The sequence below is a fragment of the Halovulum marinum genome (assembly GCF_009697225.1).
Lineage (GTDB): Bacteria > Pseudomonadota > Alphaproteobacteria > Rhodobacterales > Rhodobacteraceae > Halovulum > Halovulum marinum.
Map to the genome: position 1 here is coordinate 56,505 of NZ_WIND01000020.1, position 21,224 is coordinate 77,728.

Annotated in this window: 21 protein-coding genes and 1 pseudogene; 16 read left to right on the forward strand and 6 right to left on the reverse strand. The window is 71.6% G+C overall.

The features are described from left to right. The first annotated feature begins 49 nt into the window (after nucleotides 1-49). From GE300_RS18225 to phoB, 7 genes and pseudogenes are all read left to right on the forward strand, one after another. Nucleotides 50-1,036: a substrate-binding domain-containing protein gene (locus GE300_RS18225; RefSeq protein ID WP_325063311.1), complete on the forward strand. Its 987-nt coding sequence runs from the start codon at nucleotides 50-52 to the stop codon at nucleotides 1,034-1,036. Nucleotides 1,037-1,132: 96 nt separating this feature from the next. Next, nucleotides 1,133-2,509, forward strand: coding sequence for a phosphate ABC transporter permease subunit PstC (pstC, locus tag GE300_RS18230; protein WP_154448739.1), 1,377 nt, complete (start codon nucleotides 1,133-1,135; stop codon nucleotides 2,507-2,509). A 13-nt stretch (nucleotides 2,510-2,522) separates the two neighbouring features. Further along, a pseudogene (locus GE300_RS23990) lies at nucleotides 2,523-2,981 on the forward strand (DUF3333 domain-containing protein); the annotation flags it as partial. A gap of 294 nt (nucleotides 2,982-3,275) precedes the next feature. Next, complete coding sequence (pstA, locus tag GE300_RS23995; RefSeq protein ID WP_233417171.1) at nucleotides 3,276-4,301, forward strand: phosphate ABC transporter permease PstA; 1,026 nt, start codon at nucleotides 3,276-3,278, stop codon at nucleotides 4,299-4,301. Between the two features lie 34 nt (nucleotides 4,302-4,335). Continuing rightward, nucleotides 4,336-5,133 (forward strand): phosphate ABC transporter ATP-binding protein PstB, encoded by a 798-nt coding sequence (gene pstB / locus GE300_RS18240; protein ID WP_154448779.1) that lies wholly within the window; start codon nucleotides 4,336-4,338, stop codon nucleotides 5,131-5,133. 34 nt (nucleotides 5,134-5,167) lie between these two features. Next, on the forward strand, nucleotides 5,168-5,866 hold the full coding sequence (gene phoU, locus GE300_RS18245; RefSeq protein WP_154448743.1) for a phosphate signaling complex protein PhoU: 699 nt from the start codon (nucleotides 5,168-5,170) through the stop codon (nucleotides 5,864-5,866). Between the two features lie 13 nt (nucleotides 5,867-5,879). Further along, nucleotides 5,880-6,602, forward strand: a complete 723-nt coding sequence (gene phoB / locus GE300_RS18250) for a phosphate regulon transcriptional regulator PhoB (protein ID WP_154448745.1) — start codon at nucleotides 5,880-5,882, stop codon at nucleotides 6,600-6,602. 190 nt (nucleotides 6,603-6,792) lie between these two features. Here phoB and GE300_RS18255 read toward each other — a convergent pair whose 3' ends face one another. Next, a complete protein-coding gene (locus GE300_RS18255; RefSeq protein ID WP_154448747.1) occupies nucleotides 6,793-7,557 on the reverse strand; it encodes a hypothetical protein in 765 nt (254 codons plus the stop codon). An 86-nt stretch (nucleotides 7,558-7,643) separates the two neighbouring features. On the opposite strand from GE300_RS18255, the gene GE300_RS18260 reads away from it, so the two are divergent. Continuing rightward, on the forward strand, nucleotides 7,644-8,201 hold the full coding sequence (locus tag GE300_RS18260) for a MarR family transcriptional regulator (RefSeq protein ID WP_154448749.1): 558 nt from the start codon (nucleotides 7,644-7,646) through the stop codon (nucleotides 8,199-8,201). A 16-nt stretch (nucleotides 8,202-8,217) separates the two neighbouring features. Here GE300_RS18260 and GE300_RS18265 read toward each other — a convergent pair whose 3' ends face one another. Both GE300_RS18265 and GE300_RS18270 read right to left on the reverse strand, forming a co-directional pair. Further along, entirely contained in the window at nucleotides 8,218-9,681 is a 1,464-nt protein-coding gene (locus GE300_RS18265) for a protein adenylyltransferase SelO (protein WP_154448751.1), read from the reverse strand. 131 nt (nucleotides 9,682-9,812) lie between these two features. Further along, complete coding sequence (locus GE300_RS18270; RefSeq protein WP_154448753.1) at nucleotides 9,813-10,463, reverse strand: GcrA family cell cycle regulator; 651 nt, start codon at nucleotides 10,461-10,463, stop codon at nucleotides 9,813-9,815. Nucleotides 10,464-10,603: 140 nt separating this feature from the next. On the opposite strand from GE300_RS18270, the gene GE300_RS18275 reads away from it, so the two are divergent. Next, a complete protein-coding gene (locus GE300_RS18275; protein WP_154448755.1) occupies nucleotides 10,604-11,419 on the forward strand; it encodes an ABC transporter permease in 816 nt (271 codons plus the stop codon). A 29-nt stretch (nucleotides 11,420-11,448) separates the two neighbouring features. On the opposite strand, the gene GE300_RS18280 is transcribed toward GE300_RS18275, so the two are convergent. Beyond that, nucleotides 11,449-11,949 carry a hypothetical protein gene (locus tag GE300_RS18280; protein WP_154448757.1) on the reverse strand — a complete coding sequence of 167 codons (501 nt, stop codon included), beginning with the start codon at nucleotides 11,947-11,949 and terminating at the stop codon, nucleotides 11,449-11,451. A 253-nt stretch (nucleotides 11,950-12,202) separates the two neighbouring features. Here GE300_RS18280 and GE300_RS18285 point away from each other — a divergent pair, with 253 nt between their 5' ends. The 4 genes from GE300_RS18285 (at nucleotide 12,203) to GE300_RS18300 (ending at nucleotide 17,151) form a co-directional block, all read left to right on the forward strand. Further along, nucleotides 12,203-13,384: an aspartate aminotransferase family protein gene (locus tag GE300_RS18285; RefSeq protein ID WP_325063312.1), complete on the forward strand. Its 1,182-nt coding sequence runs from the start codon at nucleotides 12,203-12,205 to the stop codon at nucleotides 13,382-13,384. Further along, nucleotides 13,381-14,307: an ornithine carbamoyltransferase gene (gene argF / locus GE300_RS18290; RefSeq protein ID WP_154448761.1), complete on the forward strand. Its 927-nt coding sequence runs from the start codon at nucleotides 13,381-13,383 to the stop codon at nucleotides 14,305-14,307. The genes GE300_RS18285 and argF overlap by 4 nt, the downstream gene beginning before the upstream one ends. Before the next feature lie 95 nt (nucleotides 14,308-14,402). Beyond that, entirely contained in the window at nucleotides 14,403-15,443 is a 1,041-nt protein-coding gene (locus tag GE300_RS18295; RefSeq protein WP_154448763.1) for a GGDEF domain-containing protein, read from the forward strand. A gap of 1,468 nt (nucleotides 15,444-16,911) precedes the next feature. Beyond that, nucleotides 16,912-17,151 carry a DUF2177 family protein gene (locus tag GE300_RS18300; RefSeq protein ID WP_325063313.1) on the forward strand — a complete coding sequence of 80 codons (240 nt, stop codon included), beginning with the start codon at nucleotides 16,912-16,914 and terminating at the stop codon, nucleotides 17,149-17,151. Nucleotides 17,152-17,159: 8 nt separating this feature from the next. Here GE300_RS18300 and GE300_RS18305 read toward each other — a convergent pair whose 3' ends face one another. Next, nucleotides 17,160-17,702: a tetratricopeptide repeat protein gene (locus tag GE300_RS18305; protein WP_154448765.1), complete on the reverse strand. Its 543-nt coding sequence runs from the start codon at nucleotides 17,700-17,702 to the stop codon at nucleotides 17,160-17,162. 131 nt (nucleotides 17,703-17,833) lie between these two features. Here GE300_RS18305 and GE300_RS18310 point away from each other — a divergent pair, with 131 nt between their 5' ends. Both GE300_RS18310 and GE300_RS18315 read left to right on the forward strand, forming a co-directional pair. Continuing rightward, nucleotides 17,834-17,995, forward strand: coding sequence for a hypothetical protein (locus tag GE300_RS18310; RefSeq protein ID WP_154448767.1), 162 nt, complete (start codon nucleotides 17,834-17,836; stop codon nucleotides 17,993-17,995). A gap of 10 nt (nucleotides 17,996-18,005) precedes the next feature. Further along, a complete protein-coding gene (locus GE300_RS18315; protein WP_154448769.1) occupies nucleotides 18,006-18,707 on the forward strand; it encodes a hypothetical protein in 702 nt (233 codons plus the stop codon). Nucleotides 18,708-18,716: 9 nt separating this feature from the next. On the opposite strand, the gene metG is transcribed toward GE300_RS18315, so the two are convergent. Further along, a complete protein-coding gene (gene metG / locus GE300_RS18320) occupies nucleotides 18,717-20,432 on the reverse strand; it encodes a methionine--tRNA ligase (protein WP_154448771.1) in 1,716 nt (571 codons plus the stop codon). Between the two features lie 187 nt (nucleotides 20,433-20,619). Here metG and GE300_RS18325 point away from each other — a divergent pair. After that, on the forward strand, nucleotides 20,620-21,224 hold a 605-nt coding region (locus GE300_RS18325; RefSeq protein ID WP_154448773.1), incomplete at its 3' end, for a GTP-binding protein.

A 21,224-nucleotide genomic window follows, 5' to 3' on the forward strand; every position in this document is an offset into this window, starting at 1 on the left:
GGCAGGGCGAACCTGCCGGACCGAAACGCATGGTATTCGGAGACAACCCGTGAAACTCACCAACCTTCTTGCTCTTGCTGCTGTGGGCACCCTCGTCGCGGGTGCCGCCGCCGCCCAGGGCCGCGACCAGATCCGCATCGTCGGCTCGTCGACCGTGTTCCCGTTCTCGACCGCGGTGGCCGAGCAGTTCGGCAAGACCACCGATAACCCGACCCCGGTCGTCGAGTCGACCGGTTCGGGCGGCGGCCTGAAGCTGTTCTGCGCCGGCGTCGGTGTCGAGCACCCCGACATCACCAACGCCTCGCGCCGGATGAAGCCGTCGGAGTTCGACCTGTGCCAGGAAAACGGCGTCACCGAGATCACCGAGTCGGTCGTCGGCTTTGACGGCATCGTCATCGCCAACGCCAAGGGCGGCCCGTCGTTCTCGCTGACCCGCGAGCAGATCGTCACCGCGCTGGCCGAGCAGGGCCCGAAGCCGTCGACCTGGGACGAGGTCGACCCCTCGCTGCCCGCGATCGCCATCGAGGTGCTGGGCCCGCCGCCGTCGTCGGGCACCCGTGACGCCTTCGAAGAGCTGGTGATGCACGAGGGCTGCGAAGGCGCCGGCATCGCGTGCGAAGGCATCTCGATCCGCGAGGACGGCGCCTTCGTCGAGGCCGGCGAGAACGACAACCTGATCGTCTCGAAGCTGGAAGCGAACCCCAACGCGCTGGGCGTGTTCGGCTTCTCGTTCCTCGACCAGAACGCCGACGCCCTGCAGGGCGCGCCGGTCGATGGTGTCGAGCCGACCTTCGACAACATCGCTTCGGGCGACTATCCGGTGTCGCGTTCGCTGTACTTCTACATCAAGAACGCGCACGTCGGCGTCGTGCCCGGGATCGAGGAGTACGCGGCCGAGTTCATCTCGGACGCCGCTTCCGGCGAAGACGGCTACCTGGTCGACAAGGGTCTGATCCCGCTGCCCGAGGACGAGTTCTCGGCCAACGCGGACGCCGTCGCCAACCTGAAGCCGCTCGAGAAGTCCGAGCTGGAGTAAGCCGCTCCATCCGAGATCGTGCAGGGGCGGCCGCGTGCCGCCCCTGCCGACGCGTTCCGCGGCCCGACGGGCCGCGAAAGGGCAGGGACCACCCCGATGACCAGTGCCGTCTTCCTTCTCGTCATCCTTCTGGCGTTCGCCTTTCTGTTCCTCGCCCGCCGGCGGTCCTCGGCCGTTGCCGCCGGAAACCTGGCCAGCCTGCATTCGCGGCCGAACTACCACGGCCTCCACGCCTTTCTGCTGACCGCCCTCGGCGGGCTGCTGACGCTGATCGTGCTGTCGACGCTGGCCCGGCTGTACATCGACGGTGCGCTGAGCGGCGCCATCGCCGACGCGCTGCCGGACGCGCCGCGGATCGAGCGGCAGCTGGTGCTGTCCGACGCCAAGTCGATCGCGCGCGGCGGCGTCGCCTCGGCCGAGGACGAACTGCGCCGCGACATCGCCGCGCGCTTCGGCTCGCTGCAGACGCTGCGGGTCTGGGGCATCGCGGTGCTGAGCCTGGCGGCGGCGCTGCTGGGCGGCCTGCTGGCGCTGCGTTCGGTCAGCACCGCGTTCCGCGCCCGCAACCGCACCGAGACGATCATCCGCACGATCCTGGCGATCTGCGCCGGCATCGCGATCCTGACCACCGTCGGCATCGTGCTGTCGCTGATCTTCGAGACGCTGAACTTCTTCAGCAACATCGGCTGGCGGGTCGACAAGTTCCTGTTCGGCACCCGCTGGTCGCCGCTGTCCGGCGTCAGCGCCGGCGAGATGGACCCGGACAAGGTCGGCGCGGTGCCGCTGTTCGCCGGCACGCTGCTGATCACCGCCATCGCCATGCTGGTCGCGGTGCCGGTCGGGCTGTTCGCCGCGATCTACCTGTCGGACTTCGCCTCGACGCGGGTGCGCGCCATCGCCAAGCCGATGCTGGAGATCCTGGCCGGCGTGCCGACCGTGGTCTACGGCTTTTTCGCCGCGATCACCGTGGCGCCGTTCATCCGCCGCACCGGCGAATCGCTGGGCCTGAACGTGGCTTCGGAATCGGCGCTGGCCGCCGGGCTGGTGATGGGGATCATGATCATCCCGTTCATCTCGTCGCTGTCCGACGACGTGATCAACGCGGTGCCGCAGAGCCTGCGCGACGGCTCCTACGGGCTGGGTGCGACCCGGGCCGAGACGATCCGCCAGGTGGTGCTGCCGGCGGCGCTGCCGGGCATCGTCTCGGCGGTGCTGCTGGGCATCTCGCGCGCGGTGGGCGAGACGATGATCGTGGTGATGGCCGCCGGGCAGGGCGCGAACCTGACGCTGAACCCGCTGGAGGCGGTGACCACGGTGACGGTGCAGATCGTCATGCTGATCACCGGCGACACCGAGGCCAAGGTCGCCGCCGGCCCCGCCTTCACCCTGGGCTTCACGCTGTTCTGCGTGACGCTACTGCTGAACATCGTGGCGCTGCGCGTGGTGCGCAGGTACCGCGAACTGTACGACTGAGGGGGGCCGCGAAATGGTCGCGATCGCAGATCTTTCCGCCCACCACGGCTCCGAGGCCTCGGCCCGCCGGCTGCGGCGCCGCCGCTTCGCGCAGCGGCGCCTGCAGGCTTATGGCATCCTGGCGATCGGCTTCGCCGCGCTGGCGCTGGTGGCGCTGCTGTCGACCGTGGTCGGCAACGCCTGGCAGGCGATGAGCGAAAGCTACATCACCCTCGACGTGCCGCTGGACGACCCCGAACTGGTCTCGGGCGACACGGTGTCGGTGTCCCGGTTCAACTACGACGGGCTGGTCAAGGACGTGCTGAAGGCCGAGTTTCCCTCGGCCAGCGGCCGCACCCAGCGGCGCGAGCTGTACGATCTTGTCAGCGGCGGCGCGCAGTTCGAGCTGCGCGAGGCACTGCTGCGCGACCGGTCGCTTGCCGGGCAGACGGTGCCGGTCCGGCTGCTGGCGTCGGACGTCACCGACCTGTACCTCAAGGGCGTCTACGGCAAGCTGGACTCGCGGCCGCGCGAGGGCGCGCTGACGATCCAGCCGATCGAGGACGGCGACACCGTGCGCGTGAGCTCGACGGCGGACGATTTCTCGGCGGCGCTGGTGCAGGCCAAGGCCGCCCTGCTGGACCGGGCCGCCTTCGAGCGCAACCAGGCGCGGCTGCAGAACCGCGGCGTCGAGGTGTTCGGCCGCCAGGCGCATGAGACCTCCGATCCGGACGAGCGCACCCGGCTGCAGACCCAGATCGACACCCGCGCGGCCGAGCGCGACCGCCTGCTGGCGGTGGCCGAGGACCTGGAGGCGCGCGCGCGCCGGGGCGGCGGCGCCGAGGCGCTGGACGAGACCGCGCCGTCGGTGCTGCTGCGCGTCGGCGACGGCTGGCTGAAGATGGTCGAGGTCGGCGACAGCGGCGGCATCGCCGAGCCGATCGTCCCGGTCGCGCCGGTCGAGGCGCTGCCCGCCGACGCCTGGGGCTTCTACATCCACGACCAGCCCGAGGCGGCGCGCAAGGTCTCGGACCGGCAAATCGTCTGGATCGAGACGCTGAAGGACCGCGGCCGGGTCGAGACCGTGTTCAACACCCGCTTCTTCACCGCCGGCGACAGCCGCGAGCCCGAGCTGGCGGGGATCTGGGGCGCGGCCGTGGGCTCGTTCTGGACCATGCTGGTGACCTTCGTGCTGGCGTTCCCGATCGGCGTGCTGGCGGCGATCTACCTGGAGGAGTTCGCGCCGAAGAACCGGCTGACCGATTTCGTCGAGGTCAACATCAACAACCTCGCCGCGGTGCCGTCGATCGTGTTCGGCCTGCTGGGCCTGGCGGTGTTCCTGGGCTTCTTCGGCGTGCCGCGGTCGTCGCCGCTGGCGGGCGGCATCGTGCTGGCGCTGATGACGCTGCCGACGATCATCATCGCCAGCCGCGCCTCGATCCGGGCGGTGCCGCCGTCGATCCGCGACGCGGCGCTGGCGCTGGGCGCGTCCCGGCTGCAGACCAGTTTCCACCACGTCTTCCCGCTGGCGATGCCGGGGATCCTGACCGGCACGATCATCGGCATGGCGCAGGCGCTGGGCGAGACCGCGCCGCTGATCATGATCGGCATGGTCGCGTTCATCGTCGACGTGCCCACCGGGATCACCGACAGCGCCACCGTGCTGCCGGTGCAGGTGTTCCGCTGGTCCGACTTCCCCGAGCGCGCCTTCGAGGCGCGGACCGCCGCGGCGATCTGCGTGCTGCTGCTGTTCCTGGTGCTGATGAACGCGCTGGCGGTTTTCCTTCGTAAACGTTTCGAACGCCGCTGGTAAGGCGGACAGGAGAGAACCAATGGCCCATGCCGAAATGACCGATCTTGAGGCGACCCAGCCGGCGCCGGATACCGTGCAGACCAAGATCCAGGCCCGCGACGTGCGCGTGTTCTACGGCCCGACCGAGGCGATCAAGGGCGTCGACGTCGACATCCTCGACAAAACCGTGACCGCCTTCATCGGCCCCTCGGGCTGCGGCAAGTCGACCTTCCTGCGCTGTCTGAACCGGATGAACGACACCATCGAGAGCGCCCGCGTCACCGGCGAGATCCTGCTGGACGGCGGCGACATCTACGACCGCCGGGTCGATCCGGTGCAGCTGCGGGCCCGCGTCGGCATGGTGTTCCAGAAACCGAACCCGTTCCCGAAGTCGATCTATGACAACGTCGCCTACGGCCCGCGGATCCACGGCCTGGTGGCGAACAGGGCCGAACTGGATTCGGTGGTCGAGCAGTCGCTGCGCCGTGCCGCGCTGTGGACCGAGGTCAAGGACCGGCTGGACGAGCCCGGCACCGGCCTGTCCGGCGGCCAGCAGCAGCGCCTGTGCATCGCCCGCGCGGTGGCCACCGCGCCCGAGGTGCTGCTGATGGACGAGCCGTGCTCGGCGCTGGACCCGATCGCCACCGCGCAGGTCGAGGAGCTGATCGACGAGCTGAAGCAGAGCTTCTCGGTGGTGATCGTGACGCACTCGATGCAGCAGGCGGCGCGGGTCAGCCAGAAGACCGCGTTCTTCCACCTCGGCCACATCGTCGAGTACGACGACACGCCGAAGATCTTCACCAACCCGGTGGACCAGCGCACGCAGGACTACATCACCGGGCGCTTCGGCTAGTATTGCGCGCAGCGGATACAGGAAAGGATTTCCCATGGGAGAGCACATCGTCTCTGCCTTCGACCACGATCTCGAGAAGATCGAGGCCCGGATCTCGGAAATGGGCGGTCTGGCCGAGGAGCTGCTGGCCGGCGCGCTGACGTCGATCGAGACCCGCGACACCAGCCTGGCCGAGCAGGTCACCGCCCGCGACAAGAAGCTCGACCAGATGGAAATGGAGATCGAGGAGTTCGCGACCAAGGTCATCGCCCTGCGCGCCCCGATGGCGCAGGACCTGCGGCTGGTGATCGCGGCGCTGAAGATCTGCACCACGCTGGAGCGGATCGGCGATCTGTCGAAGAACATCGCCAAGCGCGCGGCGTCGATCTCGAAGCTGGGGCCGCTGCCGACCACGCCGTCGATCATCCGCATGGGCCGCGCCACCCAGGCGCAGCTGTCCGAGGTGCTGAGCGCCTATTCCGGCCACGACACCAAGGCCGCCGTGGCGGTCTGGCGCAAGGACGTGGACATCGACGAGATGTACAACGCCATGTTCCGCGAGGTCGTCACCTACATGATGGAGGACAACCGGATGATCGGCGCCGGCAGCCAGCTGCTGTTCATCGCCAAGAACCTGGAGCGGATCGGCGACCACACCACCCACATCGCCGAGATGGCCTATTACATCCAGGAGGGCGCGCCGCTGGGCGACGACCGCCCGAAGGGCGAGCCGGTCAGCCCGGCGATCGACTAGGAGGGCGCGGCCGATGTGCGCGAAGATCCTGGTGGTCGAGGACGAGGAGGCGCTGAGCCGCCTGCTGAGCTACAACCTGGGCAAGGAGGGCTTCGCGGTCGGCGTCTGCGCCGACGGCGACGACGCGCTGATCGCCGTCGACGAGGAAAGGCCGGACCTGATCCTGCTGGACTGGATGCTGCCCAACGTCTCGGGCGTCGAGATCTGCCGCCAGCTCCGGGCCGGCAGCCAGACCCGCGAGATTCCGGTGATCATGCTGACCGCCCGCGGCGAGGAGGACGACCGGATCCGCGGTCTGGAGCTGGGTGCCGACGACTATGTGACCAAGCCGTTCTCGATGTCCGAGCTGGTCGCCCGGATCCGCGCCGTGCTGCGCCGCACCCGGCCGACGATCGCCGGCGACGTCGCGACCTTCGCCGATATCGTGCTGGACCGCGAGACCTGCCGCGTGCGCCGCGCCGGGCGGGACGTTCACCTTGGGCCGACCGAGTTCCGGCTGCTGGACACGCTGATGCAGCGGCCGGGCCGGGTGTTCAGCCGCGAGCAGCTGCTGGACCGGGTCTGGGGCACCGATGTCTACGTCGAGATCCGCACCGTCGACGTGCATGTCGGCCGGCTGCGCAAGGCGCTGAACCGGCGCGGCGAGGCCGACCCGATCCGCACCGTGCGCGCCAGCGGCTATGCGCTCGACGAGACCTACCAGGGCGGACCGGCGGTGCCGCGCAAGGCCGGCTGAGGGTGTGAAATCGGCGATTCCACCGTGAAAACCCCCTCAACCCCTTGATCTTTCAGGGATGTTGAATCCTGAAACTTCGTGAATCCTTCCCGGCGGCCGCGCCCGGGGCCGGCGCCGGATGCCTCCGGCGGGGATATTTGCCGGACGTGGAAGGCGGGCGCCCGGGCCGGCGGGCGCCGCGCGGGAGCGGTCAGTCCAGCCGACCGGGCAGGCCGAGATCGCCCGAGGCGATGTCGAACACGTCGGTCACGCAGAGCAGCGGCGCGTGGACGTTCGCGTTCACCTGCAACGCCGCGGTCACGCCGTCGTAGCGTGCGCCCGAGAGGATTTCGGGGTCGGCGAAGCCGACCGTGACCGAGATCTCGGCGCCGTCGAACAGCGGCGTGTAACCGGGGCTGTCGATGAACAGCGGCAGGCCGGGCCAGGTGGCGGGCAGGCGCGGCGCGGCGCCGTCGGGGATGTCGCGGACCGCGAGCGCGCCGTCGCCGCAGGGTTCGGTCGGGGTCAGCACCACCCAGTGGCTGTGCCAGCCGGCGCCGTCGTTGCCGAGATCGCCGTCGCCGTTCTCGTCGTTCAGCGGCGTGTCGTCGAAGTCCGGGTGCCTGGTGGCGGCCAGCGCCAGGATGCCGGTGCGGCCCTCGAACCCCACGGCGGCGGGGTCGAGCGAGGTCGGCCAGACGTAGCCGAGCACCGGCGCGCCGCCGAGCGCGCCGGCGGGCTGCGGGGTCTCGGCCCCGGCCCGGCCGCCGGTGGTCATGTGGAAGGTGACCGTGCGCCCGTCGCGGTGCGCATGGGCGGCGCGGATGTCGAACGCGGCCGCGATCCCGGGCGTCTCGGGCGCGGCGATGGCGTCTGGCATGTCCGCCGCGGCGGGATGCGCGATGTCGGCGAGGGCAGGGGTGGCGAGCGCGGGGGTGGCGAGCAGCAGGGCGGGAAGAAGGGCGCGCAGGGTCATAGTCGGTCTCCGGTGCTGGAATGCCGGCAGGATGATAGCGAATCGAAACTATTGCAAGCGTGGTGTCGACTCGCTATTGCATTGCCATGAGCACCGAGGACCCCGGGCGCGCCCGCGCCCTGATCGAGCGCCTGGCGCGGCTGTCCGCCGCCGGGGCGTGGGAGGACGGGCTGAACCCGACGCAGGCTGCCGCGCTGGCCTATCTGGCGCGCGCGAACCGGTTCTCGCGCGCGCCGAGCCATGTCGCGGCGTATCTGGGGGCGACGCGGGGCACCACCTCGCAGACGCTGCGGGCGCTGGAGCGCAAGGGCCTGGTCAGCGAGCGCCGCTCGGACCGCGACCGGCGCAGCATCAGCTATGCGCCGACCGCGCGCGGCGCCGGGATCGCGGCGCGGCGCGGCGCGCTGGACGCGGCGCTGGAGGCGCTGCCGGCGCCGGCGCTGGCGGCGCTGACGGACGGGCTGGACGCGACGCTGCGGGCGATGCTGGCGGCGCGCGGCGGCCGCGCCTTCGGCGTGTGCCGGACCTGCCGGCACCACGCGCCGCGCGGCGCCGGCGGCTACTGTCGCCTGCTGCAGGTCGCGCTGCTGCCCGAGGAGACCGGGCAGATCTGCCATGAGCAGCGGCCGCGCGACGCGGCCTGAAGTTTCGGGCTGGGCCTCAGGTGCCGCAGAAGGTCTGCCGCACCTCTTCGCCCTGCGCCGGGGCGGCGCGGAACGGGCTGTCGGCGGGCGCGTCGAACGGCTGTTCCAGCGCCTGCGTCAGCGCGTGGAACGGGCCGAAGTCGCCGCCCAGCGCGGCCTGGATCGCCTGCTCGACGCGGTGGTTGCGCGGGATGATCGCCGGGTTCGCCCGCGCCATGCCGCGCTGGCGGTCGGCGGGCGTCGCGGCCTCGGCCGCGAGCCGCGCGACCCAGCGCCGGCGCCAGTCCTCGAGCGGCGCGGTGTCGCTGGCGATGTGCTCGGGCAGCGGCGCATCGGCGGCGGTCTCGGCCAGCGCGCGGAAGGTGCCGGTGAAATCGGCCCGCGTCGCCGCCATCGCGTCGAGCAGCGCGGTGGCGAGGCCGGTGTCGCCGTCCTGCGGCTCGGCCAGGCCCAGCTTGGCGCGGAACACCTCGGCCCAGGCCTGCTGGTACTGATCCTGGAACGCGTCCACCGCCGCCTGCGCCTCGGGCACCGCAGCCTCGGGATCGTCGGCCATGATCGGCAGCAGGCTCGAGGCGAACTGCGCCAGGTTCCACTGCGCCGCCGCCGGCTGGTTGCGATAGGCGTAGCGGCCCATCTGGTCGATCGAGCTGAACACCGTGTCTGGGTGATAGGCGTCGAGAAAGGCGCAGGGGCCGTAGTCGATGGTCTCGCCCGCCACCGACATGTTGTCGGTGTTCATCACCCCGTGGATGAAGCCCACCCCCATCCAGCGCGCCACCAGCCGCGCCTGCGCGCCGACCACCGCGCGCAGCAGCCCGGCGTGATCGCCCGGCGCCAGCGCCGGGTAGTGCCGGGCGATGACGTGGTCGGACAGGCGCCGCAGCGCGTCCAGGTCCTGGCGCGCGGCGAAGTACTGGAAGGTGCCGACGCGGATGTGGCTGGCGGCGACCCGGGCCAGCACCGCGCCGGGAAAGGCGGCCTCGCGCTGGACGCGCTCGCCGGTGCTGACGGCGGCCAGGGCGCGGGTGGTGGGGATGGCCAGCGCCGCCATCGCCTCGGAGACGAGGTATTCGCGCAGCACCGGCCCCAGCCAGGCGCGGCCGTCGCCCATGCGGCTGAACGGGGTGCGCCCGGCCCCCTTGAGCTGGATGTCGCGGCGCACGCCGGCGCTGTCGACCACCTCGCCCAGCAGGATCGCGCGGCCGTCGCCCAGCTGCGGCACCCAGCCGCCGAACTGGTGCCCGGCATAGGCCATGGCCAGCGGCTCGGCGCCGTCGGGCACGCCGTTGCCGGCCAGCATGGCGACGCCGGCGGGCGTCTCCAGCGCCGCCGGGTCGAGGCCGAGCTGCCGGGCCAGCGCGTGGTTGACGCGGATCAGCCCCGGTTCGGCCACCGGCGTCGGGTCGAGCCGGGCGTAGAACCGGCCCGGCAGCCGCGCGTAGCTGTTGTCGAAGGGAATACGGGTGTGCAGGTTCATCGGAACGCCCCTTTCACCCCGACACATAGGGCGCCGGGGGCCGGGATGAAACCGGGGGCGGGCCGGCCGCCGGATGCGCCCGGCGGTGCCGCTGGTCCGGACGGCGGGACGCCCCGCGCCCGGCGCCGAAATCAGCGCGAGGACGAGCGGCGGTCGCGGCGGCTGCTCATCGGCTGCAGCGCGACCGAGACGTGGGTCTCGCAGTACGGCTTGCCGGGCTGGGTCGGGTGGCCGCAGAACCAGAAATCGTCGGTCGCCGGATCGCCGATCGGCCATTTGCAGGTGCGCTCGGTCAGCTGCAGCAGCGTCAGCTTGCGGGCGCGTTTCTCCAGCGCCGCCAGGTTGGCGCGGGTCTCCTCGGAGATCTCGGACTGGCTGGGCTGCGGCGGCAGCGGCTGGCCGGGCACCGGGCGGCGCGGCGCCGGCGGCTGCGCCACAGGCTGCGCGGCGCCGTTCGTCGCGCCGCTCGCGGCCGGAGCGGACTGCGCCGCGGCGGCGGCGGGGCGGGTCGGCTCGGCCGGAGCCGGGTCGGGCCGGGCGGCGGGCTCGGCGCGCGCGGCGGCGGCGGCGGACGGGCGCGCGGGATCCTCGGCCGGCTTCGCGGCGGGCGCTTCCTCGCCGGGCTTGCCGGCGGGGGTGCGGTTCGACAGGCCCAGCCGGTGCACCTTGCCGATCACCGCGTTGCGCGTCACGCCGCCGAGTTCCTTGGCGATCTGCGAAGCCGACTTGCCCTCGGCCCACATCTTCTTCAGCGTCTCGACGCGTTCATCGGTCCATGACATGGGATACATCTCCGCCAGTGGGGTGTACGACAGCAAATGGCCAGGAGGGTCGCCCCGCCTGGCCCGGTTGCCCCTATTGTAACCACTGCGCCAGCCGTTACAAGGCAGGCTGCCCGACCCCGCCGCGATGGAGGCCCCAGATGAGCGACGCGCAGCCGACCCGGCCGATGGCCGAGCGCCAGTTCGGCCGTTACAACCTGCTGGGTCTGTGGACCCTGATCCGCCGCGAGGTGGCGCGCTTCACCAGCGTCTGGACCCAGACCCTGGCGGCGCCGGTGGTCACCGCCGGGATCTTCATGGCGGTGTTCTCGCTGGCGTTCGCAGCGCGCCGCGCCGGCGCCGAGGGGGCCGAGGCGTTCACCCATTTCATCGCCCCCGGCATCCTGATGATGCAGGTGATCCAGAACGCCTTCGCCAACACCTCGTCGTCGCTGATGGTGGCCAAGGTGCAGGGCAACATCGTCGACACGCTGATGCCGCCGCTCAGCGCGGCCGAGCTGACCGTCGGCTATGCCGCCGGCGGCGTGGTGCGCGGGCTGATCGTGGCGGCGGCGATCTCGGCGACGGTGTTCCCGGTGATCGGGCTGGGCATCGCGCACCCGCTGTGGGCGCTGGCGTTCGTGCTGCTGGGCGCCACGCTGATGGCGCTGCTGGGCACGCTGGCGGCGATCGTGGCGCAGAAGTTCGACCACATCGCCGCGATCACCAACTTCATCGTGATGCCGCTGAGCTTCCTGTCGGGAACGTTCTACTCGATCAGCATCCTGCCCGGCTGGATGCAGGCGATCAGCCACGTCAACCCGTTCTTCTACATGATCGACGGCATCCGCTTCGGCGTGCTCGGCGTGTCCGACACCGGGCCCTGGGCCGGGGTCGCGGTGCTGCTGCTGGTCGACGCGGCGCTGGGCGTGCTGACCTGGTGGTGGTTCCGGACCGGCTATCGGCTGAAGGCCTGAGCGCCGGTCCGGAACGCGAGGGCCGGCGATCAGCCGTCGCAGACCACGCTGTATTCGATGGTGTCGTCCTGGCCGCCGACGAAGCTGATCGTCACGCTGTAGTCCAGCCGGTTGCCGTCGAGCGTGGCGGTGTCGTCGTCGAAGCCGAACGAGATCCCGCCGGCCATCAGCGTCATGGTGATCTGGCCGTCGGGCTGCGCCGCCACGTCGACGATCACGCCGTCGCCGTTGCCGTCCTCGCCCGGCGTGTCCGGATCGCTTTTCGCGGTGACCGGGCCGGCCGGGAAGCCGGTGCAAAGCACCGGGACATCGAAGGTCACGCCCGACACGGTGCCCGCGGCGGTGCCGTTGAACTGCGGCGCGGCCTGCTGCGCCGGGGCGGCGGTCTGCGCGCCGGCCTCGGGCGCGTCCTCGGCGGGCTGGTCCTCGGCAGGCTCGTCCGCGGCGGCCGGGTCCCCGGTCTGGTCCTGCGCCCAGAGCGGGGCCGCGGCGAGCGCCGCAAGGGTGATGGCGAGAGTGGGGAGACGCACCGGATGCTCCTGTAATTGTCCGTGTTTCGGCTCATGCATAGCGCAGCTTTCCGGGCGCGCCTACAACCTTGGCGCGGTGGCGGCCCGGCGCCGCGATTCGCGCCGGCGCGGCCGTCGGGGCCCGGCCCGGCCCCGCGCACGCGCCGGCCGAATTGACAGCGCGGCGGCTTTGCGCCATCACGCCCCTTGCGCCCCGGCCGCGCGGAAGCGGGCCGGGGCGTTGCCGTTCGCCTGCGAGAAGAGGAGACAAGTCGTGATTTCGCCCGTCCTGCCGACCTACGCACGGGCACCGCTTTCCTTCGTGGAGGGCGCGGGCCCCTGGCTGACAACCGAGACCGGTGAGCGCTATCTGGACCTGGGGGGCGGCATCGCCGTGACCGCCCTGGGCCATGCGAACCCGCGGCTCGTGGCGGCGCTGGAGCGGCAGGCGCGACGTCTGTGGCACACCTCGAACCTGTACCGGATCCCGAACCAGGAGAAGCTGGCGCAGCTGCTGGTCGACAACAGTTTCGCCGACACCGCGTTCTTCACCAACTCGGGCACCGAGGCGATGGAATGCGCGGTCAAGATGGCGCGCAAGTACCACCACGCCAGGGGCAACCCCGAGCGCAACCGGGTGGTGACCATCGAGGGCTCGTTCCACGGCCGGACCATGGGCATGATCGCCGCCGCCGGCGGCGACAAGCTGACCAGGGGTTTCGCGCCGCTGCTCGAGGGTTTCGACCGGGTGCCGTTCGGCGACATCGGTGCGCTGCGCGCCGCCATCGGCCCGGCCACCGCCGCGATCGCGGTCGAGCCGATCCTCGGCGAGGGCGGGATCAAGGCATTCGGCCCCGAGGCGCTGCGCGAGATGCGGGCGCTCTGCGACGAGGCCGGCATCCTGCTGATCTTCGACGAGATCCAGTGCGGCATGGGCCGCACCGGCCGGCTGTGGGCGCATGAATGGGCCGGGATCGCCCCCGACATCATGGCCGTGGCCAAGGGCATCGGCGGCGGCTTTCCGCTGGGCGCGTGCCTGGCCACTGAGGACGCCGCCAGCGGCATGACCGCGGGCACCCACGGCTCGACCTACGGCGGCAACCCGCTGGGCTGCGCGGTCGGCGCCGAGGTGCTGACGGTGATGCTGGAGGACGGTTTCCTGGACAATGTCCGCCGCACCGCCGGGCGTCTGCGGCAGGGGCTGGAGGGGCTGGTCGCCAGCCACCCGCAGGTCTTCGAGTCGATCCGCGGCGAGGGGCTGATGCTGGGTCTGGTGTGCAGGCCGGCCAACGGCGACGTGGTGCAGGCGGGCTACGGCCAGCACCTGCTGCTGGTGCCGGCGGCCGAGAACGTGGTGCGCATCCTGCCGCCCCTGAACCTGACCGACGCCGAGATCGACGAGGGCCTGGCCCGGCTGGAGCGGACCGCGCTTGCGGTCGAGGCGGCGCCGGCATGAGGCATTTTCTCGACCTGCACACCACCGACGCCGCCGAGCTGCGCGCGATCATCGACCAGGCGCGGGCGATGAAGGCGCGCCGCGCCGGGCTGCCCCGCGGCGCGCCGGACGCCGACCAGCCGCTGGCAGGCCGCGTCGTGGCGCTGATCTTCGAGAAGCCCTCGACCCGGACCCGCGTCAGCTTCGACGTCGGCATCCGGCAGATGGGCGGCCAGCCGCTGGTGCTGTCCGGCGCCGAGATGCAGCTGGGCCACGGCGAGACCATCGCCGACACCGCCCGCGTGCTGTCGCGCTATGTCGACCTGATCATGATCCGCACCTTCGACGAGACCACGCTGCACGAGCTGGCCGAGCATGCGGACGTGCCGGTGATCAACGGGCTGACCGACGCCAGCCACCCCTGCCAGATCATGGCCGACGTGCTGACCTACGAGGAGCACCGCGGCGCCATCGCCGGGCGCAAGGTGGTCTGGGCCGGGGACGGCAACAACGTCTGCGCCAGCTTCCTGCACGCCGCCGGGCAGTTCGGCTTCGATCTGACCTTCACCGGCCCCGAGACGCTGGACCCGCCCCGCGCCGCGGTCGCGTTCGCGCGCGGCCGCGGCCGCACCGTCGAGATCGAGCGCGACCCGGCGCGCGCCGTCGCCGGCGCCGACCTGGTGGTCACCGACACCTGGCTGTCGATGCACGACGCGCAGAGCGCGCGCGAGCGCCGCCACAACCAGCTGCGCCCCTACCAGGTCAACGCCGCGCTGATGGCGCAGGCGCGCCCCGACGCGCTGTTCATGCACTGCCTGCCCGCGCACCGCGGCGAGGAGGTCTCGAGCGAGGTGATGGACGGCCCCGCCTCGGTGATCTTCGACGAGGCCGAGAACCGGCTGCACGCGCAGAAGGCGATCCTGCGCTGGTGCCTGGGCGGCTGAGCCGGCGCGCGCCGGATTTCGTCGCCGGGTTTTACCACTTCTCAAGACCTGCGTCCTAGTCCTGAGCCTCGGATCGAGGCGAGGGAAAACACATCATGTTCAGCAGCACCCGACCGGCCGCGCCGGCCCGCCAGCAGGCCGTGTCCGCGGATGGCGCGGACATCGCCGAGCGGGCGATCGGCTTTGCGCGCCAGTACAGGACGCCGGTCACGCCGATCGTCTACGAAGTCTGGTACACCTACGCGGCGCGGCGCGATCCGGGGCTGAACGTGGCGCTGGATACGGCGATGAACACCGGCCAGACCATCGACGAGACGTTTCTGGGCGGGCTTTACGACGCGCATCTGTCGCCGGCGACCGGTGCCGAAGCGGTGGACCGCATCGGCACCGACCTGCACGGCACGCTGGCGCGGGTCAGCGCCGCGATGGACGAGAACCTGAAGGAGCATTCGCTGTTCTCGGGCACGCTGCGCAGCGCGCGGGCGTCGCTGGTGCAGGGCAGCTCGAAATCCGATCTGTCGAATGTGATCCGCGACCTGCACCGCGCCAACCAGCAGCACCTGGCCGCGGCCCAGAAGCTGAGCCTGCAGCTGGAGAAGAGCCGCGCCCAGGTCTCGAAGCTGAAGGGCGAGCTGGTCGAGGTGAAGCGCAGCTCGGCGACCGACTACCTGACCGGCCTGCCGAATCGCCGCGCCCTGGACGAGGCGCTCGACGGCGCGGTGTTCGAGGCCCGGCAGCGGACGCAGCCGCTGACGCTGCTGATGTGCGCGATCGACAACCTCGAGCTGGTCACCCGCACCCACGGGCTGACCGCCGGCGACGACACCCTGCGCGCGTTCGGCGAGGTCGCCCGCAAGGCACTGCGGCCGGGGCAGCTGGCGGCGCGCTTCGCCGGGGCGAAGTTCGCCCTGCTGCTGCCCGGGGTGCGCCCCGAAGACGCGTTCGGCGTGGCCGAGGCGCTGCGCCAGGGATTCAAGGCGCTGGACAGCGGGCACGGACCGCTCGGCCAGTTGTCGGTGTCCGCCGGGGCCGCCGGGCTGGGCGACGGCGACGACCGCGACAGCCTGATCAACCGTTCCGACCGGCACCTGGCCGGGGCGCAGGATGCCGGGCGGGACCGCACCGTCTGCGACTGAGGGCGGCGCGCCGGCAACGCGGCACACGCGCCGAGCGGCGCGCCCGGCTCCGGTGCCGTGGCACCCGTCCGCACACCGTCGCGGCGCCGCGGAATGCCGGTCGCCGGTTCCAAGCGGCCGGCGGAGGCGTGCGGCTGCAGCGGGCGCTGCCGGCTTCCTGCGCGGCGCGCTGATCTTGCGAGGAACGCAGGGATGTGCGGATGACCCTTCCCGCTTGGATCGCCGTCTCCGCGTGGATGCGCGTTCCAGTGCGGCGCTGCGCGGCATCGCCTTTCGTGGTCCGGCGTTCCCGCGCCGGCTGCATCGCCGCGCCGCGCTGTGGTCCCGCGTTCCCGCGCCGGCTGCATCGCCGCGCCGCGCTGTGGTCCCGCGTTCCCGCGCCGGCTGCATCCCGCGCCGCGCTGTGGTCCCGCGCCGCGCCGTCCTCCCATGCCGCGCCGCGTCGCTGAACGGCGCTGCGCCCATACGCGACGCCAGGTGCGGCGCTGCGTCCCTGCGCGGGCTGCGCCCCTGTACGCTGTTGCGCCGCCATGCGGCGCCGCGTTGCTCGGCGGTGGTGCCTGCCTGCGCGGCGGTGCAATCCCGAGCGGCGGTGCGCGACGCGGCATCCCCTTGCGGTGGGTCGTCTCTGGCTCCCTGAGCGGTGGCGGTCCCCGATGCGACGCCGCAACCCGGCGCGGCACTGTATCCCCGAGCGGCACCTTGCCCCGTCCTTTCCCGACAATGCCCGCCCGTTCGCCCGGCGCGCCGGTGGAGACGGGTGTGGCGCGTGGACCGAGCCGGGGCCTGGAGCCAGCCGCATCCGGCCGGCGTCGTCCGACGGTGGCCCGCGCACTCGGGCGGCCCGAGGCGCCTGCCACCGGTCGACGGGCCGGGTGCGCGGGCGGCGCTGCGCCTCAGCCCATGCGCCGGCGCAAGTCGCCCGGCGCGGCACTCTGCCCGCCGCGGTCGTGCCGGGGCGGGGCCGCAACGCGCGTTCCCGGGGGCCGCGCGCGCGCCGGCAGGTGGCTGCGGCGCGGGCACCGAGCCGGGGCGCGGAGCCGGCAGTATCCGACCGGCGGCCTGTACCGGAGGCCCGCGCGCTCGGGCGGCCTGAGGCGCCTGCCGCCGGTTGGCGGGTCGGGTGCGCGGGCGGCGCTGCGCCTCAGCCGATGCCCGTGTGCCGGCGAGAGTCGGCCGGCGCGGCACTCTGCTCGCCGCGGTCGCGCGGTCGTCTCGGGGCCGGTCGGCCTGCGCTGGGCCCTTTCCGCGCCCCGACCGGGCCATCTGCGCGGGCCTGTTGGCGAGGGCGGCGGGCATTGGTCCGGATTGCGGTCTAACTGGCGGCGCTGGCCGCGTTCCTCGCAATCGACGCGGTATGGCTGTCGACGGCGATGCACCCGCTGTCTAAGCGCCATGTCGGCGCGCTGCTGCGCGACGACATCCTGCTGTCGCCGCGGCGGGATTCTATCTGGCTTATGTCGCCGGCGTGCCGTGGGTCTGCGTGGCGCCGGGGCTGCGCGAGGGGTCGGTGGTGCTGGCGCCGGGGCACGGGCTGGTGCTGAGGTTCCTGGCCTATGGAACCTGCGAGTTCACCAACATGACCACGCCGAAGGGCTGGAGCTGGAGCATGGTCGCGGTCGATACCGCCTGGGGCATGGCCCCGACCGGCACGCCCGCGGCGGTCGGAGTGCTCGCCGGCCGGGCGCTGGGCCTGGGGCCGGGCTGAGGCCCGGCTCAGATCGGATCGGCGGAGCCGTCGTCGACGATCAATTGCCGCTCGCGCAAGAACGGGTGTACCCGGACCGCGTCGCGCAGCGCCCGCTGCGCCGGCCCGGCGCGCCCCTGGCGCATCAGGTTCAGCGCCCGCCCCGACAGCGCGCCGAAATGATAGGGGTCGGCGTCCAGCACCACCTCCAGATCCGCGAGCGAGCCGGCGTGGTCGCCGCGCAGGTAGCGGGTGAAGGCGCGCTGGTTGAAGCCCTCGGCGTAGGCGGGACAATAGCCGATCAGCGCGTCCAGCGTGGCCTCGCTTTCGGCCAGCGCCTGCCGCTCGCGCGCGGCGATGCCGAGATCCAGCAGGCCCTGCGCGCGGGCGTCGGGCGCGTCGAGCCAGATTCGCCACAGCTCGCCGGCGATGCGGTCCGCCTCGGCCTCGGTGCGCGCCGACAGCAGCCTTGTGTGCAGCGCCGCGCGCTCGTCCGAGCGGTCCTCGGGCGGCGGGCAGGCGAGCGCGGCCTGGGCGAGCGCGATCAGCGCAAGGGAGATCAGCAGGCGCATGGACCGACCCTTGCATCCGGAAGATAGTTGTCAAGCAAACAAACCGTGTCCGGGACGTGCCGGAACGCACATCCGGCGAAGGGCGCGCGCGCTAGACTGGACGGGTTCATTCGGATTCGGGGGGAATCGTCATGAATATCATCATGAATACCGTCAGCACTACGGCCAGGGCCATTGCCTGCTTTACTCTCGCGGGGCTGATCTCGATCGCCGCGGGGGGCGGCGCGATGGCGCAGACCAGTTGCCCCGACGGCTATTACAGCTGCGGCACCGACCTGTGTTGCTCGACCTGAGGAGGCAGTCATGAAACCGGTGAAAACGGGTCTAACGGTCCTCGGGACCGCGCTGGCGCTGGCGCTGGTGGTGGCGCAGATCGCGTCGCTGTCGCTGGGCGACACCATCCAGGCGCGGGAGTATGTCGCGCGCGACCGGGTGGCACTGCCGCGCCCCGGCCAGATGTACGAGCTGGTCGGCACCCGGATCGTGCGCAGCCCGCTGTGCGAGCTGCAGATCGCCGACGCCTGGCGCACCGCGCCCGGCGAGCGGCAGATCTTCGTGAACCAGCTGGGCGAGATCCTGCCGGCGGTGGTCGGCATCGTCGCCGGGGTGATCCCGACCGGCGCCGACGGCGGCCGGGAGTTCCGCGATTTCCAGCGCAGCCTCTACGAGGTGGTCTGGGAATACGACGAGCTGTCGATGCCCAGTTCGGCCCGGCCGCCGGCCAGCGCGCGCTGCGTGCAGGAAATGCGTGCGGCGGCACAGCGCGGCAGCTGCATCCTGGCGATCGACACGGTGCTGAAGCGCAGCGACGGCGAGGTGCGGGCGAATGCCGACGGCTCGATCGCGATCGGCGGCGTGTTCGCCGTCAGCTTCAAGCCGCGCTGCGCGCTGGTCTGCACCGAAGGCGCAACATGCGAGCCGCGCGCCGTGCCCGATGCGATCACCGAGGCGCGCTGGGTGACGCGGCTGAAGCTGGGGCTGGGCGTCGTCCAGCAGCGCTCCTGAGGCCGGGCGTCAGCGGCCGCCGGCGAAGCGGGCGGCCCAGGCCTCGCGCTGCTCGTCGGTGATCTTGGCGAACAGCACGTCCGGGGTGGCGAAGCCGTGGCCGGCGGGCAGTGCCGATAGCGCGGCCTCGACGTCCTCGGGCCAGTCGGCCGCGTCCAGACCCAGTGCCTGCAGCATCTGCGCCGCGGCGTGCGGGATGAACGGCGCCGACAGCACCGCGTAGAAGCGGATCAGGTTCAGCGCGAAACGCACCACCGCGGCGGCGCGCCCGGGGTCGGTCTTGAACGCGGCCCAGGGCGCGGCGGCCTGCAAATACTCGTTGCCCTCGACCCAGATCGCACGCAGCTCGGCGGCGGCCTTGCGCATCTCCATCGCGTCCAGCGCCGCCTGATAGGCGGCGAGGCGGGTGGTCAGCCCGGCCACCACCATGCGCTCGGCCTCGGTCCAGTCGCCGCCCTCGGGCACCTGCTCGCCGAAGCGCGAGCGGCAGAACTTGGTGACGCGCGAGACGAAGTTGCCCAGCACGTCGGCCAGGTCCTTGTTCACCCCGGCCTGGAAATTCTCCCAGGTGAATTCGCTGTCCGAGCTTTCCGGCACGTTCGACATCAGCCACCAGCGCCAGTAGTCCGCCGGCAGGATCTCGAGCGCCTGGTCCTGGAACACGCCGCGGCCCTTGGAGGTCGAGAACTGGCCGCCCTGGTAGTTCAGGTAGTTGAACGACTTGATGTAGTCGACCAGCTTCCACGGTTCTCCCGAGCCGATGATCGTGGCGGGGAAGCTGAGCGTGTGGAACGGCACGTTGTCCTTGCCCATGAACTGCACGTAGCGCACGTCGCCCGCGCCCTTGTCGGTGCGCCACCAGCGTTCCCAGGCGCCGTCGTCCTGCCCGGTGGCGTCGGCCCATTCGGCGGTGGCGGCGATGTATTCGATCGGCGCGTCGAACCAGACATAGAACACCTTGCCCTCCATCCCCGGCCAGGGCGCGTCGCCCTTCTGCACGGGAATCCCCCAGTCGAGGTCGCGGGTGATGCCGCGGTCCTGCAGCCCGTCGCCGTCGCGCAGCCACTTCTTCGCGATCGAGGTGGTCAGGAGCGGCCAGTCGGTCTTGCTGTCGATCCACGCCTCCAGCTGCCCGGCCAGCACCGACTGGCACAGGAACAGGTGCTTGGTCTCGCGCACCTCGAGGTCGGTCGAGCCGGAGATCGCCGAGCGCGGGTCGATCAGGTCGGTCGGATCCAGCTGCTTGGTGCAGTTCTCGCACTGGTCGCCGCGGGCGCTGTCGTAGCCGCAGTTCGGGCAGGTGCCCTCGACGTAGCGGTCGGGCAGGAAGCGGCCGTCGGCGTTCGAGTAGATCATCTTCTCGGACACTTCGCGGATCAGCCCGGCCGCGTCGAGGCGGGCGGCGAAGTGCTGCGTCAGGCGGTGGTTGCGCCGCGAGGACGAGCGGCCGAAATGGTCGAAGGACAGGCCGAAGCCGTCGGCGATGGCCTTCTGGGTCTGCCACATCTCGGCGCAGTACTCGGCCACCGGCTTGCCGGCCTTGGCGGCGGCGATCTCGGCCGGGGTGCCGTGCTCGTCGGTGGCGCAGATGTACATCACCTCGTGGCCGCGGGCGCGCATGTAGCGGGCGTAGACATCCGACGGCAGCTGCGAGCCCACCAGGTTGCCCAGGTGCTTGATGCCGTTGATGTAGGGCAGGGCCGAGGTGATCAGGATGCGGGACATGGACGGCGCGGCTCCTTCGGTCGAATGCGCCTGTCGTGTACGCAATCGCCGGGGACGGGGCAAGCGCGCGCACGATCCGGGACGGCGGCAGAAACCGGTTGTGTTTTCAGTGGCGCGCGATTATCTCGCCCGCATCGAAATGCGGCCCCGGCGCGCGGGGCACGGACTCTGCAAGGATGAATGCGCAATGGCAAAGGCAAAGTTTGAGCGTACGAAGCCGCACGTGAACATCGGGACGATCGGTCACGTCGATCACGGCAAGACGACGCTGACGGCTGCGATCACGAAGTACTTCGGCGACTTCAAGGCCTACGACCAGATCGACGGCGCGCCGGAGGAGAAGGCGCGCGGGATCACGATCTCGACGGCGCACGTGGAGTACGAGACCGAGGCGCGGCACTACGCGCACGTCGACTGCCCGGGGCATGCGGATTACGTGAAGAACATGATCACCGGGGCGGCGCAGATGGACGGCGCGATCCTGGTGGTGAACGCCGCCGACGGGCCGATGCCGCAGACCCGCGAGCACATCCTGCTGGCCAAGCAGGTCGGCGTGCCGGCGATGGTGGTCTACATGAACAAGGTGGACCAGGTCGACGACGAGGAGCTGCTGGAGCTGGTCGAGATGGAGGTGCGCGAGCTGCTGGCCTCCTACGACTTCCCGGGCGACGACATCCCGATCGTGAAGGGCTCGGCGCTGGCGGCGATGGAAGGCCGCGACCCCGAGATCGGCGAGACCTCGATCCGCGAGCTGATGGCGGCGGTCGACGAGTACATCCCGACCCCCGAGCG

What these genes read in the sequence shown, in the direction of transcription:
- GE300_RS18255 (WP_154448747.1), bottom strand. Translation starts at nt 7,557, where the DNA reads ATGACCCTGCGCGCCCTTCTTCCCGCCCTGCTGCTCGCCACCCCCGCG.
- GE300_RS18265 (WP_154448751.1), bottom strand. Translation starts at nt 9,681, where the DNA reads ATGAACCTGCACACCCGTATTCCCTTCGACAACAGCTACGCGCGGCTG.
- GE300_RS18270 (WP_154448753.1), bottom strand. Translation starts at nt 10,463, where the DNA reads ATGTCATGGACCGATGAACGCGTCGAGACGCTGAAGAAGATGTGGGCC.
- GE300_RS18275 (WP_154448755.1), top strand. Translation starts at nt 10,604, where the DNA reads ATGAGCGACGCGCAGCCGACCCGGCCGATGGCCGAGCGCCAGTTCGGC.
- GE300_RS18310 (WP_154448767.1), top strand. Translation starts at nt 17,834, where the DNA reads ATGAATATCATCATGAATACCGTCAGCACTACGGCCAGGGCCATTGCC.
- phoB (WP_154448745.1), top strand. Translation starts at nt 5,880, where the DNA reads ATGTGCGCGAAGATCCTGGTGGTCGAGGACGAGGAGGCGCTGAGCCGC.
- GE300_RS18260 (WP_154448749.1), top strand. Translation starts at nt 7,644, where the DNA reads ATGAGCACCGAGGACCCCGGGCGCGCCCGCGCCCTGATCGAGCGCCTG.
- argF (WP_154448761.1), top strand. Translation starts at nt 13,381, where the DNA reads ATGAGGCATTTTCTCGACCTGCACACCACCGACGCCGCCGAGCTGCGC.
- pstC (WP_154448739.1), top strand. Translation starts at nt 1,133, where the DNA reads ATGACCAGTGCCGTCTTCCTTCTCGTCATCCTTCTGGCGTTCGCCTTT.
- metG (WP_154448771.1), bottom strand. Translation starts at nt 20,432, where the DNA reads ATGTCCCGCATCCTGATCACCTCGGCCCTGCCCTACATCAACGGCATC.
- GE300_RS18315 (WP_154448769.1), top strand. Translation starts at nt 18,006, where the DNA reads ATGAAACCGGTGAAAACGGGTCTAACGGTCCTCGGGACCGCGCTGGCG.
- phoU (WP_154448743.1), top strand. Translation starts at nt 5,168, where the DNA reads ATGGGAGAGCACATCGTCTCTGCCTTCGACCACGATCTCGAGAAGATC.
- pstB (WP_154448779.1), top strand. Translation starts at nt 4,336, where the DNA reads ATGACCGATCTTGAGGCGACCCAGCCGGCGCCGGATACCGTGCAGACC.
- GE300_RS18305 (WP_154448765.1), bottom strand. Translation starts at nt 17,702, where the DNA reads ATGCGCCTGCTGATCTCCCTTGCGCTGATCGCGCTCGCCCAGGCCGCG.
- GE300_RS18295 (WP_154448763.1), top strand. Translation starts at nt 14,403, where the DNA reads ATGTTCAGCAGCACCCGACCGGCCGCGCCGGCCCGCCAGCAGGCCGTG.